We start from the raw sequence: 13813 nt of genomic DNA, 5'->3' as shown, positions 1-13813 counted from the left end.
GGAGCCGGGATGCCGGGGAGCGGCGGGGCGACGGGGACGGTCTCCGGCGCGGAGGCGGTGCTGGCCGGTCTGGACGACGAGCAGCGCACCGCGGCGCAGGCGGTCACCGGGCCGGTCTGCATCCTGGCCGGTGCGGGCACCGGCAAGACCCGCACCATCACCCACCGCATCGCCTACGGCGTGCACACCGGCGCCTTCGTGCCCGAGCAGGTGCTCGCCGTCACCTTCACCGCGCGAGCCGCGGGGGAGCTGCGCGGCCGGCTGGCCGGCCTGGGTGTGGGCGGCGTCCAGGCGCGCACCTTCCACGCGGCGGCCATGCGCCAGCTGCGGTACTTCGCGCCGCGCGTGCTGGGCGGCCCGATGCCCTCCCTCGTCGAGAACAAGCTGCGGCTGGTCGCCTCGGCCGCGTCGCGGGCGCGGCTGTCGACCGACCGCACGAGCCTGCGCGACCTGGCCAGCGAGATCGAGTGGGCCAAGACGACGCTCGCCACCGCCGAGGACTACCCGGCCCGCGCCCAGGCCGCCGGCCGGGAGCCGCCGTTCGAGGCCGCCGCCGTCGCCCGGGTGTACGAGAGCTACGAGTCGGCCAAGCAGCGCGAGGGCGTGCTCGACTTCGAGGACCTGCTGCTGGTCACCGCCTACGCACTGGAGGAGCACGACGACGTCGCCCGCCAGGTGCGCGGGCAGTACCGGCACTTCGTCGTCGACGAGTACCAGGACGTCAACCCGCTGCAGCAGCGGCTGCTCGACGCCTGGTTGGGCGGGCGGGCCGAGGTCTGCGTCGTCGGCGACCCGAACCAGACCATCTACTCCTTCACCGGCGCCGACCCCGACTACCTGCTGGGCTTCGCCGACCGCTATCCCGACGCCGAGGTGGTCAAGCTCGAGCGCGACTACCGCTCCACCCCCCAGGTGGTCGGACTGGCCAACAAGCTGATCGGCCAGGCGCCGCGGCGCCGCGGCCTGCCCGGGCTGCGGCTGCTCGGTCAGCGCGCCGAGGGCCCCGAGCCGGTGTTCCGCGAGCACCCCGACGAGCCGGCCGAGGCGGCGGCCGTGGCCGCCCGCTGCCGGGCGCTCATCGACGCGGGCACCCCGGCGTCGGAGATCGCCGTGCTGTTCCGGATCAACGCGCAGTCGGAGGTCTACGAGAACGCGCTCACCGACGCCGGCGTCCCGTACGTGCTCAAGGGCGGCGAGCGCTTCTTCGAGCGGCCGGAGGTCCGCGAGGCGATCGTGCTGCTCCGCGGGGCCGCCGCGGGGGGCAACGAGCCGGGGATGCTCGTGCCCGCGGTGCGCGACGTGCTGGCCTCGATGGGCTGGGCCGAGCACCGGCCGCCGCCCGGCGGGGCCGCCCGCGACCGCTGGCAGTCGCTGGCCGCGCTGGTCGACCTCGCCGTCGACCTGGTCGCCGAGAACCGCTCGCTCGACCTCGCCGGCTTCGTCGCGCACCTGGCGGAGCGGGCCGACGCCCAGCACGCGCCGACCGTGCAGGGCGTCACGCTCGCCTCGATGCACGCCGCCAAGGGCCTGGAGTGGGACGTCGTCTTCGTCGTCGGGCTGGTCGACGGCGTCCTCCCGATCGCCCAGTCCCTGTCCCGCCCGGACGCGGTCGAGGAGGAGCGACGGCTGCTCTACGTCGCGGTCACCCGGGCGCGGGAGCAGCTGACGCTGTCGTGGTCGCTGTCGCGCAACCCGGGGGGACGGCGGTCCCGGCCGCGCAGCCGCTTCCTCACCGGGCTGGCGCCGGAGTCCGCGCCGACCGCACCCCCGGCCCGGCGCACCGCGAGGAAGCCGAAGGTCGTGCTCGAGGGCGAGGCGGGGGAGCTGTTCGAGAAGCTGCGCGCCTGGCGCAGCCAGGCCGCGCAGTCGGCCTCGGTCCCCGCCTACGTGGTGTTCAGCGACGCCACGCTGCAGGCGATCGCCGAGAGCCGGCCGGCCAGCATGCGCGAGCTCTCCGACCTGCCCGGCATCGGTGCGAAGAAGCTGGAGCTCTACGGCGAGGACGTGCTCGCCACGGTGAGCGGCTGACCTCGCAGAGCGACGGCGAGACGGGCCGGAGCCGGTTCCCCGACCCCATCGGGGAACTCTTCGTTAATTGCGTTGACCGTCACAGCGGCACCCCCCTACTGTCCTGTCTGCGCTCGAGGGAACCCCTGGGGCGTCCAGACCTGAGACGGCCGGCGGGCCGCGCTCCGACCCCGGGAAGGAGGGGGCACCGATGATCAGCACCACCATCTCGTTCGCTCCCGCCTGGGTTCCCGGCACGGGGAGCGTCGTCGCGCGTCCGTACGCCTGCGCCGCCGTCCGCCCGTCCCTGCTCGGCGCCCTCGCCGCTGCGCAGGGGACCGGTGTGCCCTCCGTCGCCCCGACGCGGCGCCGCGGCCCGGTCATGGGCTTCGAGCAGGCCCTGCGGCCCATCCAGAAGCACGACGGCACCACCCCGAACGACGGCACCACCCCGAACGACGGCACCACCCCCCTCGGGATCCACTCCCCGGGGAGACCGAAGAGCTAGCCGCTCGCCGGTCCTCCTCCGAGGCCGCGGAACCCGAGACCCGGGATCCGCGGCCTTTTCGATGTCCGCGGTTCCCGGCCCCGACCACCGGTCGGCGGGCCCCCGCCGGCCGGCGCACATCGAGCACGAGGAGCAGAGCGGCAGTGATGCAGACGATCGCCCACCGCCGTACCGGGCTCCCCCGGTCAGGTGGCCCCACCCCGAGACGACCGCGGTCGCCGCTGTCCCCGGCACCGGTGCGGCGCCCCCTGCCGTGCCGGGTCGAGGACCCGGAGCTGTGGTTCGCCGAGAGCCCGGCCCAGCTGGAGCAGGCCAAGGTCTTCTGCGCCGAGTGCCCCGTGCGCGCGGCCTGCCTGGCCGGCGCCCTGGACCGCGGCGAGCCCTGGGGCGTCTGGGGCGGCGAGATCTTCGAGCGCGGCGTCGTCATCGCGCGCAAGCGCCCGCGGGGTCGTCCCCGCAAGGAGGTGGCCGCGTGAGGCGACAGCGACCCACCGAACCGATCCGCAGGACATTCCCCGCCCGGCGGGCGGGGGCCGGAGTTTCGAGACCGAAGGAACGATCATGAGCTTCCTCGAGCAGGACCTGGTCCGCAGCCACATCCGTGACCTGCAGGCCTCCGCCGACGCCGCGGCCCGCGTGCGCCGGATGCGTGCCGCCCGTCGGTGGGCCCGCCGCGCGGAGTCCGCGTCGCGGCGCGCCGCCCGGGCCAGCGCCGCCGTCCGCTGACGGCGACCACCCCGCGGGTGACGACGAGTTCCCCCGCACCCCGCCGGGCCGGGTCCGGACGCTCCCGGTGCGTCCGGACCCGGCCCCTCCTCGTCCTCGTCCTTCCCGCCGGCCCCGGGGCGGGGCAGAGTGGGGCCGTGGTCCCCGACGAGCTGACCTGCGCCGGTTGCGGGCACACCGCCGGCGCCGCCGCCCTCGCGACCGGCTGGTCGCTGAGCCGCCCGCCTCGCGCCACCGGTCGCACCGGGCCGCGCACGGACGCGGAGTCGCGGACGACGGCGCTGTGCCCCGACTGCGCCCGCCACCACGTGCGCGCCCTGGAGGCCCGCCTCGACCCGTGACGGTCGCCGGGAGGGCGCTAGTTGCCGTCGACGAAGCCGGGCAGCCAGTCCTCGAGGACGCCGCGGAAGTCGCCGGCCGCGTCGAGCTGGCACAGCACCCCGATCGACCCCATCGTCACGCGGTGGATGAGCAGGTAGGCCGGCGGCAGGTTCAGCTGGCGGCCCAGCCGGCTGGCCTCGTTGCGCGGGTCGGCGATCCGTGCCGCCTGCTCCTGCATCCAGGCGCGGGTGAAGTGGAAGTGGTTGCCCTCGATGGGCGCCAGCAGCGGCCGCAGGTAGTCCAGCACCGCGTGGGCGTCGACCTCCACGTTCGGCCGGACGAACCCCTCGACCCGCAGGTCGGAGAGCACCTCCTCGGCCCGGTCCTCCAGCGCCCAGCGCAGCATCCGTCCGATGGGCTCGGGGTGGCCGTCGGGCAGCCGGGCGGTCGCGCCGAAGTCGATGACGCCCATGCGGCCGTCGGCGAGCAGCCGGAAGTTGCCGGGGTGCGGGTCGGCGTGCAGCAGGCCGGCCCGCTCGGGGCCGGAGAAGTGCAGCACGGCCAGCAGGTGGCCGGCGTGGTCGCGCTCCTCCCTGGTGCCGCCGCTGATGATCCGCGACAGCGGGGTGCCCTCGAGCCACTCGGACACGATCACCTTGGGCGCGCTCGCCACGACCCGGGGGACGGCGATCTGCGGGTCGCCCGCGTAGGCGGCGGCGAACGCGCGCTGCGCGTCGGCCTCCAGGCCGTAGTCGAGCTCCTCGACCGCCCGCGCCTTGAGCTCGGCGATCAGCGGCTTGACGTCCATGCCGGGGAACAGGGCGGCGAACAGCCGGCCGAAGCGGGCGAGCTGGTTGAGGTCGGCGATCAGCGCCGTGGCCGCGCCCGGGTACTGGATCTTGACGGCGACGTCGCGGCCGTCGCGCCAGGTGGCCCGGTGGACCTGGCCGATGCTGGCCGCCGCGGCGGGGGCGTCGTCGAAGTCCTTGAAGCGCTCGCGCCAGCGCCCGCCCAGCTGCTGGGCCAGCACGGCGTGCACCGTGCGGGCCGGCATCGGCGGCGCCTCGGCCTGCAGCTTGACCAGCGCCTCGCGGTAGGGGGCGGCGATCTCCTCGGGCACCGCGGCCTCGAACACCGACAGCGTCTGGCCGAGCTTCATCGCCCCGCCCTTGAGCTGCCCGAGGACGGCGAAGAGCTGCTCGGCCGTGCGCTGCTGCAGCTCGGCCTGCACCGCCTCGGCCGGGCGCCCCGAGAGCCGCTTGCCGATCCCGAGAGTCGCCCGCCCCGCCGCGCCCAGCGGGAGCGAGGCCAGCCGGGCGGTCCGCGAGATCGAACCTCCCGGGATCCCCCGTGCGTCTTCGCTCACGTGGCGCTCCTCGCTGGCGCTCGTCGGCCGCGTTCGCGGCGCTGCTGTGCCCTCGGGTGAGCTCGCAAGCTCGCTCACCGTCCTATTGTCCCTGCCGTCCCGCGCGAGCGCCGACGGGCGCCCCGGGAGGCTCATCCGAAAGGGGCCGGGCCGCCTCCGCCGGTGCCGCGCGGCAGCCGCACGCCGGGTGGGCCGGCCACCGCCGCACGCGGGGGAGCAGATCGGGCGGGGTGAGCTCCACCGTCGCCTCCAGCGCCACCGGGGCCGCGGCGCCGTCGAGGAAGGCGAGCACCTGCACCGCCGCCACCACCGCGGTCAGCAGGCAGGTGACCGTGGCGCCTGCGGCCGGGGCCTCGCCGGCGGTCAGCTGCGCGGCCAGCCCGGGCCAGCGGGGGTCGGCGTCGCGGCGGTGCAGGTCGGCGCAGCGCAGGCAGCTCGTCACGCCGGGGACCACGAAGGGGCCGACCACGCCGGTCTGACCGCGGACGGTGGCCACCAGGTGCGGGACGCCGGCCCGGTGCACGCCCGCGGCCAGCGGGTCGGAGGCGGCCCAGGGCCGGGCCAGGACGACGAGGTCGGCCGCGCCGCCCGCGATCGGCCGCAGGTCGGTCAGGGGGCTGGCGCGGCGCACCGCGTCGGCGGCGGCCAGGGAGCGCGGCCGCCCCTCGTCGGCGGCGGTGAGCCCGCCGACCACGGCGTCGGCCGCCGTGGTGGGGGCGTCGTCGCGGACGCTCACCCGGCCGACCCCGCTGGCCGCGAGCACGGCGGCGAGCGGCACGCCCACGCGTGTGGCGCCGTCGACGACCACCGCCGCCGCCCGGCGCGACCGCCAGCCCAGCGGGCCGCCGGCCAGCGCGGCCGGCAGCTCGGTGGCGGTGCGCGCCTCGGCGGCCGGACCGGCGTCGGCGGCGAGCAGGTCGGCCGGGTCGAGGTCGACCAGCAGGCCGGCCGAGCGCAGCCCGCCGAGCAGTGCGCCGACCGCGACCGGGTCGAGCCCGTCGCGGGCGGCGTCGGCCAGCACCGCCCGCTGGGCCCGCCGCCCGTCCAGCGAGCGCAGCAGCTCGCGCACCCAGCCGCCGCCGGCCGCCACCAGCAGCCCGTCGGCGGAGTCCACGCCACCGACCCGCACCGCGTCGGGCCCGTCGCGGAGCACGGGGACGGCGGAGGGGAGCAGCGGGTGCGTCACGCGGTCGAGCGTCGCAGCGGGCGGGCGCCGGTGCTGCCGCCGTCCACAGGCCCCGCAGACGCCGACGGCGGCGTCCCGCTGCTGCGGGACGCCGCCGTCGGGGGCAGTGCGGTCCTGTCTCAGGCCTTGCCGAGGATCCGGTTCATCTTGGTGCCGCAGACGGGGCAGGTGCCCTGGGCCATCCGGCGACCGGACTCGCTGACCTTGACCTCGCCGTCGAAGTCCCGCTTCTCCTTGCACTTCACGCAGTAGCCGTTGTAGCTCTCCGCCACGGTCTCTCCTCGGTGTCCAAGGCGTCCCACTGGCCGGTCGGGGCGCCGCTGCGGGGGACGGTACTCGGAGCGGGCCCGACGTTCTCGCTGGTGGGGTGGGCGGCCGGGGCCGCCGGACGGCCGGCGCCGTCCCCACCCTGTGGACAACGATGTGGACGGGGTGTTGACGCACCGGCGTGTCCCTGTGCGGAACCTGCGCACGACGCGCCGACCACGACCCCGGTCGACCGCCCCGAACAGGGGCTTCACCAGCGGGGACGGGGCCTCGGGGGGTTGTGGAACGACATCGGTGCCAGCCCATCGGGGGAGTGCCGCCGCGGGCGGTGTCCACCGGTCGGACGAACCGTCCCCGACCGGTGGACGTCGTGCGCGCGGAACGGGTCGCCACTGGATACGGTGCAGCCGTGCCCGGCTCGATCCCCGACGCTCCCGACAGCTCTCGTCCCTCGGCCGCCCGCTCGGGCGGCCGATCGCTGCCTGCTGCCCGGAGCAGCCGGGGCGCGACCGAGGAGCTGCCGGCCGACGTCGAGGTCCGGCGCAGCGCCCGCCGTCGGCGGACCGTCACCGCCTACCGGGAGCTGGGCCGCACCGTCGTGCTCATCCCGGCGGCCTTCAGCCCGGCGGAGGAGCGGCGCTGGGTGGCCCAGATGGTCGCCAAGCTGCAGACGCGGGAGGAGCGGCGGCGCCGGTCCCTGGGCGGCGACACGGAGCTCATGGCCCGGGCACGGGCGCTCTCGGCCGCCCACCTCGACGGCATCCCCCAGCCGGCCAGCGTCCGGTGGGTGGACAACCAGCACCGCCGGTGGGGGTCGTGCACCCCTGCCGACGGCAGCATCCGGCTGTCGACGCGGCTGCGCACGATGCCCGAGTACGTCGTCGACTACGTGCTGGTGCACGAGCTCGTGCACCTGCTCGAGCCCGGTCACGACGAGCGCTTCTGGGCCCTGGTCGCCCGCTACCCCAAGGCCGAGCGGGCGCGCGGCTTCCTCGAGGGCGTGGAGCTGGCCAACGCCGCGGGCCACATGGCCGACGGCGAGCTCGTCGACTGAGGTCCGCGCCGTCGCGAAGCGAGACAGCACGACCGGCGAACCCGTGGGCAGGCTTCCCTGCGGCGCGGCCGCACCACGGTCCTCGTGTCCTCGGCCGACGCCCGAGGGAGACGGTCATGCCAGAGATCGCTCAGGGGCAGGGCGCCGGACCGGTGTTCCGGCTGATGTACCGCAGCCGCAACCGCATCCCCGCGCCGGTGCCCAAGCAGGAGCTGGGCGGCCTGTTCACCCAGGCGCGCCGGAACAACAAGGAGCGGCAGGTCACCGGCGCCCTGCCCGTGCACGGCGACTGGTTCGTGCAGGTCCTCGAAGGGGACGAGGCCGCGGTGCGGGCCCTCTACGCCCGGATCGAGCGCGACGTCCGGCACGAGCGGGTCAGCCTCCTGCAGACCGAGCCGGTCGAGCGCCGGGTCTTCGGCCGCTGGGCCATGGCGCGCGTCTCGGACGAGGCCGACGAACCCGACATCCCGCTGATCGCGCACACCGACGGCATCTCCCGGGCCGCCGGCCGGCCGGCCACGGCCGAGCAGGACCAGGTCCTCGACGTCATGCGGGACGCCGTGCGATCGGCCGCCCAGACGGTGTGACCCGTCCCGCCGGTCGGGACCCCAGGGCTCAGCCGGTCGCCGGGCCGTCCTCGTGGTCGTCCCGCTCGGCCGGCCCGCCGTCGGGCTCCTCGCCGGCCGGCTCCTGCGCGTCGTCGGCGGTCAGCGCGGCGAGCTCGTCGTCCAGCCCCTGGCGGGCGACGAAGTCCAGCGGCTCGTCCAGGTCGTCCGACGTCGGCAGCAGGTCGGGGTGCGACCACAGCCGGTCGCGCGCGTCGGTGCCGTGCTGCGCGCCCATCGCCGCCCAGACGGTGGCGGCGTCGCGGAGCCGGCGCGGGCGCAGCTGCAGCCCCACGAGGGTGGCGAACGTCTGCTCGGCCGGACCGCCGGAGGCCCGCCGCCGGCGCATCGTCTCGGCCAGCGCCTGGTGGCCGGGCAGCCGGTCGCCCGCGGCGGCGGCGACCACGGTGTCGACCCACCCCTCGACCAGGGCGAGCAGGGTCTCCAGCCGGCGCAGGGCCATCTGCTGCTCGGGGGTCTCCTCGGGCTCGAGCACGCCGCTGCCCAGCAGCCGCTGGATCGCCTCGGGGTCGCTGGGGTCCAGGCCGCCCTCCATGCCGCCCATCGCCTCGGCGATGCCCCGCTCGATCGCCTCGCGGTCGACCTTGATGCCGCGCGCGTAGGCGTGGACGGCGTCGGTGAGCTGCTGGCGCAGCCACGGCACGTGCGCGAACAGCCGCTGCGACGCGGCCTCGCGCAGCGCGAGGAACAGCCGCACCTCGTCGGCCGGCCGGTCGAGGCCGGCGGCGAACTCGGCGACGTTCTGCGGGACGAGGACCCCGGCGCCGGCCGGGGCCAGCGGCAGCCCGACGTCGGTGCTGGTGACGACCTCGTCGGCGAGCCGGCCGAGGGCCTGGCCGACCTGGGCGCCGAACATCATGCCGCCCATCCGGCCCATGATCCCGGCGATCGGGCCGAGCATGCTGGCCGCCTCCTGGGGCAGCGCGCTGGTCATCGCGGCCACCACGCGCTCGGCCAGCGGGTCGATGAGGGCGCTCCACGCCGGCAGCGTCTGCTCCACCCACTCGACCCGCGACCAGGCCAGCGCCCGGTCGACGCCCGAGGGCAGGTCGGTCACCTGGTCCAGCCAGAGGTCGGCCAGCCGCAGGGACTCGGCCACCGCCGCCCGCTCCGCCTCCGACGTCGGCTGGTGCCCGGCGGCGAGCTGGCTGATCGCACCCTGCCGGGCGAGGTCCCAGTTGACCGGGCCGCCGGACCAGTTCATCAGCTTCTGCAGCTCGGCGAACAGCGGCATCTTGCCGAGCAGGTCCTCGGGCGAGCCGGCGCCACCGGCGCCACCGGCACCGCCGAAGAGCGCGGCGAAGCCGAAGGGGTCCGCCCCGGACGGCGGCTGGTTGCGCTTCGCCGGGTCGTTGCCCTCGGGGTCGCGGTCGGGGAGCCCGAAGCCGAACGGCAGGTCGCTCATGCCCCCACGGTAGACGCGTGATCTTCCGCCGGCGGAGCTCCCTGTCCGCCCTCAGCGGACAGGCCGGCCCCCGGCAGGGGCCCGCCGCGAGCCTGCGAGTGGCGGGGGGCAGGGGGCCCTTCGCCTATCCTCGCGCGACGTGACTCGTCGGAGCGCCGTCGTCCTGGTCGGTGCCGTCCTCCTGGTGGTCTTCGGGCTGCTGGGGGCTGCGGTGCCGGTGCCGTACGTGGCGGAGGTGCCCGGGCCGACCTACAACACCATCGGCGACATCGACGGCACGCCGATCATCACGGTCGAGGGCCGCGAGGCCAACGACGTCGAGGGCAACCTCAACCTCACGACGGTGGGCGTCAGCGGCGCGGGCCTGAGCCTGGTCGAGGCGGTCCGCGGCTGGTTCGACGACGAGGTCACCGTCGTCCCGGAGGAGTCGGTGTACCCGCCGGACCAGTCCCCCGAGGAGACCCGGCAGCAGAACCGCGAGGCGTTCCTGACCTCCGAGGAGACCGCCGAGACCGTCGCCCTGGACCGCCTCGGGTACCCGGACAAGGTCGTCGTCCAGGGGCTGTCGGACGACTCGCCGTCCGACGGCCGGCTGGAGGAGGGCGACGCCATCGAGTCGGTCGACGGCCGCCCGGTCCCCGACACCGACGCCCTGGACGAGGTCCTCACCTCGATCCCCGGCGGGACGGCGGTCGAGGTCGCCTACACGCGGCTGGGCGAGGCAGGGACGACGACGGTCACGACACGGGCGGCCGAGGACCGGGAGGGCTCGCTGCTGGGCGTGCTCGTCCGCGAGCAGCCGTCGGCCCCGTTCGACGTCGACATCTCGGTCAAGGACGCCCGGGGCCGCGAGGTCGGCGGCCCCTCGGCCGGCCTGATGCTGACCCTGGGCATCCTGGCGCTGGTCGGCGAGGACGACCTCACCGCCGGCGACGTGATCGCCGGGACGGGCACGATCGACCTCGACGGCACCGTCGGGCCCATCGGCGGCGTGCAGCTGAAGATGGTGTCCGCGCGCGAGATCGGCGCCACCTTGTTCCTCGTCCCCGAGGGCAACTGCGACGAGGCGCTGCAGGCCCCTCAACCGGGGCTGGTGCTGGCCGAGGTGGCGACCCTCGACGACGCCCTCGACGCGCTCGCCGACCACCGTGCCGGCCGCACCCCGCCGACGTGCTGAGCCCCGTGCGACCGGTCCCGCCCCGCGTGGAGGAAGCTGTCGGCCAACCCCGGCGGGCGCGGGAACCCGGGACCGCCCGGTGCGTTGTCCTGAGATGACTCTGACCTGAACCACAGGGGCTTCCCAGCCCCACCCGTGGCCCCGGCCACCCTGCAACTGAAGGAGACCGCTCGTGGCCATGCGGCCCCCCGTGTCGGTGCCCACGCTCTCGCGGCGCGCGAAGCTGGTCATCGGGGCCATCGCCGTGCTGCTGGTGCTGTTCACGGCCATCGGGACGTTGACCAACGTCTACGTCGACTACCTGTGGTTCGACGAGACCGGCTACACCGAGGTCTTCTGGACCGAGCTGCAGACCCGCGCGCTGCTGTTCGCGGTCGCGGGCGTGGCCACCGGTGGCCTCGTCGCGCTCGCCGTGTACCTCGCCTACCGGTTCCGGCCCACGTTCCGGCCGATGTCGCTCGAGCAGCAGAACCTCGAGCGCTACCGGCAGTCGCTGGAGCCCCGCCGGACCCTGGTGCTGTCCGTGATCGCGGTGGTCCTCGGCCTGTTCGCCGGCTTCACCGCGCAGGGCAGCTGGGAGACCTGGCTGACCTTCCGCAACTCCACCGACTTCGGGCAGGTCGACCCCGAGTTCGGCATCGACCTGTCCTTCTTCGTCTTCGACTACCCGTTCTGGCGGCTGGTCCTGGGCTTCGGCTTCGCGATCGTGCTGCTGGCGCTGATCGGCTCGCTGCTCACCCACTACGTCTTCGGCGGGCTGCGGCTGCAGACCCCGGGGCAGAAGCTCACCGCCGCCGCGCGGGTGCAGATCTCGGTGCTGCTGGGCCTGTTCGTCGCGCTCAAGGCGGTGGCCTACTGGCTCGACCGCTACGGCCTGGTCTACTCCGACCGCGGCGAGGTCTTCACCGGCGCCAGCTACACCGACGTCAACGCGCTGCTGGTGCCCAAGACGATCCTGGTGTTCGTCGCGGTCGTCTGCGCGATCGCGTTCTTCGCCAACATCGTCGTCCGCAACTTCCTGCTGCCCGCGGCGGCGCTGGTCCTGCTGCTGATCTCCAGCCTGGTGATCGGTGTGGCCTACCCGGCGATCGTGCAGCAGTTCGTGGTCAAGCCGAGCGCCGACCAGCGCGAGGCGCCCTACATCGAACGGGCGATCGCGTCGACCCTGGAGGCCTACGGCCTGTCCGACGTCGACTACGTCGACTACGCCACCGACACCACCGGCGACTCGGTCGACACCGAGGCCGCCCTGGCCGAGCTGCGCAACGACACCGAGACCATCCCGAACGCGCGGCTGCTGGACCCCAACGTCCTCTCCGACACGTTCACCGCGCGCCAGCAGATCCGCAACGTCTACGGCTTCCCGGAGAAGCTCGACATCGACCGGTACACGATCGACGGCGAGACGCGGGACTACGTGGTCGCCGTCCGCGAACTGGACAGCGCCAGCCTGTCGGAGAACCAGGACAGCTGGATCAACCGGCACACCGTCTACACCCACGGCAACGGGTTCGTGGCCGCCCCGGCCAACGAGGTGGTCACCGGGGCCGAGGGCGGCGAGCCGAACTTCACCACCCGCGACCTGCCGACCACGGGCAACATCGAGGTCGACCAGAGCCGGATCTACTACGGCGAGCTGATCAACGACTACTCGGTCGTGGGCGCACCCGCGGGCACCGACCCGCGGGAGTTCGACCGGCCCCAGGAGGGCACGGACGAGGGGCAGATCAACAACACCTACGACGGCGAGGGCGGGGTCGCGATCGGCAGCTTCTTCCGCCAGCTGACCTTCGCGATCTACTACCGCGAGCGGAACTTCCTGCTCTCCGACGCGGTCAACGACGAGTCGCGGGTGCTCTACGTCCGCGACCCGCGGCAGCGGGTCGAGAAGGTGGCGCCCTACCTCGAGGTGGACGGCGACCCCTACCCGGCGGTCATCGACGGTCGCATCGTGTGGATCCTCGACGGCTACACGACGTCGGACTCGTACCCGTACGCCGAGCTGATGGAGCTGGGCCAGGCCGCCCAGGACTCCCTGACCGGCGCCGGCACCACGGCGCTGCCGGACGAGCAGTTCAACTACATCCGCAACTCGGTCAAGGCGACCGTCGACGCCTACGACGGCACCGTGACCCTCTACGCCTGGGACGAGGACGACCCGGTCCTGGAGACCTACCGGAAGTCCTTCCCGGGCACCATCCGGTCGCAGGACGAGATGAGCGACGAGCTGCGCAGCCACGTCCGGTACCCCGAGGACCTGTTCAAGCTGCAGCGGGACATCCTGACCCGGTACCACGTGACCGACCCGCAGGACTTCTACAACCAGAACGACCGCTGGCAGGTGCCCGACGACCCGACCCAGGACACCCAGGACGCGCAGCCGCCGTACTACATCCTGGCCCAGCGGCCCGGCGACCAGCAGGCGAGCTTCCAGCTCACCAGCGCGCTGAACGCCTTCCGGCGGGACAACCTGTCGGCGTTCATCTCGGCGTCCAGCGACCCGGACAGCTACGGCGAGATCCAGGTGCTGCGGTTGCCGGGCACCACGCCGTTCCGCGGGCCCCGGCAGGTGCAGCAGTCGTTCATCACGAACAACCAGGTCAGACCCGACCTGACGCTGTTCAACAGCCAGGAGTCCAGGGCCGTGTTCGGCAACCTGCTGACCCTGCCGATCGGCGAGAACGGCCTGCTCTACGTCGAACCGCTGTACGTGCAGGGCCGCGGCGAGAACACCTTCCCGACGCTGCAGAAGGTGCTCGTCAACTACGGCGGCGAGGTGGGCTACGCCAACACCCTCGCCGAGGCGCTGGACCAGGTGTTCGGCGAGGGGGCCGGCGAGTCCGCGGTGGACGGCGAGGAGACCCCGCCGGCCGACGAGGGGACGTCGAGCCCGACGTCGCCGTCCTCACCGACGACGTCGCCGAGCCCGACCACGACACCGCCGGACGACGGGAGCGGCGGCACCGGCAGCAACCCGGACCTCGACGCGGCGGTCCAGGAGATGAACGAGGCGCTGGAGGCCTACCAGCAGGCCCTGCAGAGCGGCGACTTCGCCGCCACCGGGCAGGCGCTCGAGCAGCTGGAGGCCGCCGTCGAGGCCTACCAGGCGGCGCAGGCCGCGGCCTCGCCGACCGGCTGATCCACGGGCGGGCGGCGAGACGCCCCGCCGC

13 protein-coding genes are annotated in these 13813 nt (G+C 74.7%); 9 read left to right on the top strand and 4 right to left on the bottom strand.

The window, feature by feature from the left end:
• The first annotated feature begins 9 nt into the window (after nucleotides 1-9).
• The 5 genes from ACI8AF_RS07760 to ACI8AF_RS07740 all read left to right on the top strand — a co-directional run bounded on the left by ACI8AF_RS07760 (nucleotide 10) and on the right by ACI8AF_RS07740 (nucleotide 3582).
• The gene (locus ACI8AF_RS07760; RefSeq protein WP_456539108.1) at nucleotides 10-2028 is read left to right on the top strand and encodes an ATP-dependent helicase; all 2019 of its coding nucleotides are present in this window, start codon (nucleotides 10-12) and stop codon (nucleotides 2026-2028) included.
• 190 nt (nucleotides 2029-2218) lie between these two features.
• Entirely contained in the window at nucleotides 2219-2515 is a 297-nt protein-coding gene (locus ACI8AF_RS07755) for a hypothetical protein (RefSeq protein ID WP_456539107.1), read from the top strand.
• A 236-nt stretch (nucleotides 2516-2751) separates the two neighbouring features.
• Nucleotides 2752-2991 (top strand): WhiB family transcriptional regulator, encoded by a 240-nt coding sequence (locus ACI8AF_RS07750; RefSeq protein WP_456539106.1) that lies wholly within the window; start codon nucleotides 2752-2754, stop codon nucleotides 2989-2991.
• Between the two features lie 85 nt (nucleotides 2992-3076).
• Nucleotides 3077-3241 carry a hypothetical protein gene (locus tag ACI8AF_RS07745; protein WP_456539105.1) on the top strand — a complete coding sequence of 55 codons (165 nt, stop codon included), beginning with the start codon at nucleotides 3077-3079 and terminating at the stop codon, nucleotides 3239-3241.
• 137 nt (nucleotides 3242-3378) lie between these two features.
• Nucleotides 3379-3582 carry a hypothetical protein gene (locus ACI8AF_RS07740; protein WP_456539104.1) on the top strand — a complete coding sequence of 68 codons (204 nt, stop codon included), beginning with the start codon at nucleotides 3379-3381 and terminating at the stop codon, nucleotides 3580-3582.
• Between the two features lie 17 nt (nucleotides 3583-3599).
• Here the strand turns inward: ACI8AF_RS07740 and ACI8AF_RS07735 are convergent, their stop codons facing one another.
• The 3 genes from ACI8AF_RS07735 to ACI8AF_RS07725 form a co-directional block, all read right to left on the bottom strand.
• Nucleotides 3600-4928 (bottom strand): ABC1 kinase family protein, encoded by a 1329-nt coding sequence (locus ACI8AF_RS07735; RefSeq protein WP_456539103.1) that lies wholly within the window; start codon nucleotides 4926-4928, stop codon nucleotides 3600-3602.
• Nucleotides 4929-5010: 82 nt separating this feature from the next.
• Nucleotides 5011-6114: a ThiF family adenylyltransferase gene (locus ACI8AF_RS07730; RefSeq protein WP_456539102.1), complete on the bottom strand. Its 1104-nt coding sequence runs from the start codon at nucleotides 6112-6114 to the stop codon at nucleotides 5011-5013.
• Between the two features lie 119 nt (nucleotides 6115-6233).
• Complete coding sequence (locus ACI8AF_RS07725; RefSeq protein WP_012950213.1) at nucleotides 6234-6386, bottom strand: DUF5679 domain-containing protein; 153 nt, start codon at nucleotides 6384-6386, stop codon at nucleotides 6234-6236.
• Between the two features lie 404 nt (nucleotides 6387-6790).
• Here ACI8AF_RS07725 and ACI8AF_RS07720 point away from each other — a divergent pair, with 404 nt between their 5' ends.
• Both ACI8AF_RS07720 and ACI8AF_RS07715 read left to right on the top strand, forming a co-directional pair.
• Nucleotides 6791-7435, top strand: a complete 645-nt coding sequence (locus ACI8AF_RS07720) for a M48 metallopeptidase family protein (RefSeq protein WP_456539101.1) — start codon at nucleotides 6791-6793, stop codon at nucleotides 7433-7435.
• A 116-nt stretch (nucleotides 7436-7551) separates the two neighbouring features.
• On the top strand, nucleotides 7552-8022 hold the full coding sequence (locus ACI8AF_RS07715) for a BLUF domain-containing protein (protein WP_456539100.1): 471 nt from the start codon (nucleotides 7552-7554) through the stop codon (nucleotides 8020-8022).
• Between the two features lie 28 nt (nucleotides 8023-8050).
• On the opposite strand, the gene ACI8AF_RS07710 is transcribed toward ACI8AF_RS07715, so the two are convergent.
• Nucleotides 8051-9466: a zinc-dependent metalloprotease gene (locus ACI8AF_RS07710; protein WP_456539099.1), complete on the bottom strand. Its 1416-nt coding sequence runs from the start codon at nucleotides 9464-9466 to the stop codon at nucleotides 8051-8053.
• A gap of 139 nt (nucleotides 9467-9605) precedes the next feature.
• Here ACI8AF_RS07710 and ACI8AF_RS07705 point away from each other — a divergent pair, with 139 nt between their 5' ends.
• Both ACI8AF_RS07705 and ACI8AF_RS07700 read left to right on the top strand, forming a co-directional pair.
• Entirely contained in the window at nucleotides 9606-10643 is a 1038-nt protein-coding gene (locus ACI8AF_RS07705) for a YlbL family protein (protein WP_456539098.1), read from the top strand.
• 178 nt (nucleotides 10644-10821) lie between these two features.
• Nucleotides 10822-13782 carry a UPF0182 family membrane protein gene (locus tag ACI8AF_RS07700; RefSeq protein ID WP_456539221.1) on the top strand — a complete coding sequence of 987 codons (2961 nt, stop codon included), beginning with the start codon at nucleotides 10822-10824 and terminating at the stop codon, nucleotides 13780-13782.
• The last annotated feature ends 31 nt before the right edge of the window (nucleotides 13783-13813 follow it).

The organism is Blastococcus sp. SYSU D00669 (assembly GCF_054050715.1).
The sequence above is the reverse complement of the archived record's forward strand: the minus strand, read 5'-3'. Positions and strand labels throughout refer to the sequence as shown.

Coding starts and splice junctions, on each gene's coding strand:
- ACI8AF_RS07700 (WP_456539221.1), top strand. CDS start 10,822: ATGCGGCCCCCCGTGTCGGTGCCCACGCTCTCGCGGCGCGCGAAGCTG.
- ACI8AF_RS07710 (WP_456539099.1), bottom strand. CDS start 9,466: ATGAGCGACCTGCCGTTCGGCTTCGGGCTCCCCGACCGCGACCCCGAG.
- ACI8AF_RS07745 (WP_456539105.1), top strand. CDS start 3,077: ATGAGCTTCCTCGAGCAGGACCTGGTCCGCAGCCACATCCGTGACCTG.
- ACI8AF_RS07755 (WP_456539107.1), top strand. CDS start 2,219: ATGATCAGCACCACCATCTCGTTCGCTCCCGCCTGGGTTCCCGGCACG.
- ACI8AF_RS07715 (WP_456539100.1), top strand. CDS start 7,552: ATGCCAGAGATCGCTCAGGGGCAGGGCGCCGGACCGGTGTTCCGGCTG.
- ACI8AF_RS07760 (WP_456539108.1), top strand. CDS start 10: ATGCCGGGGAGCGGCGGGGCGACGGGGACGGTCTCCGGCGCGGAGGCG.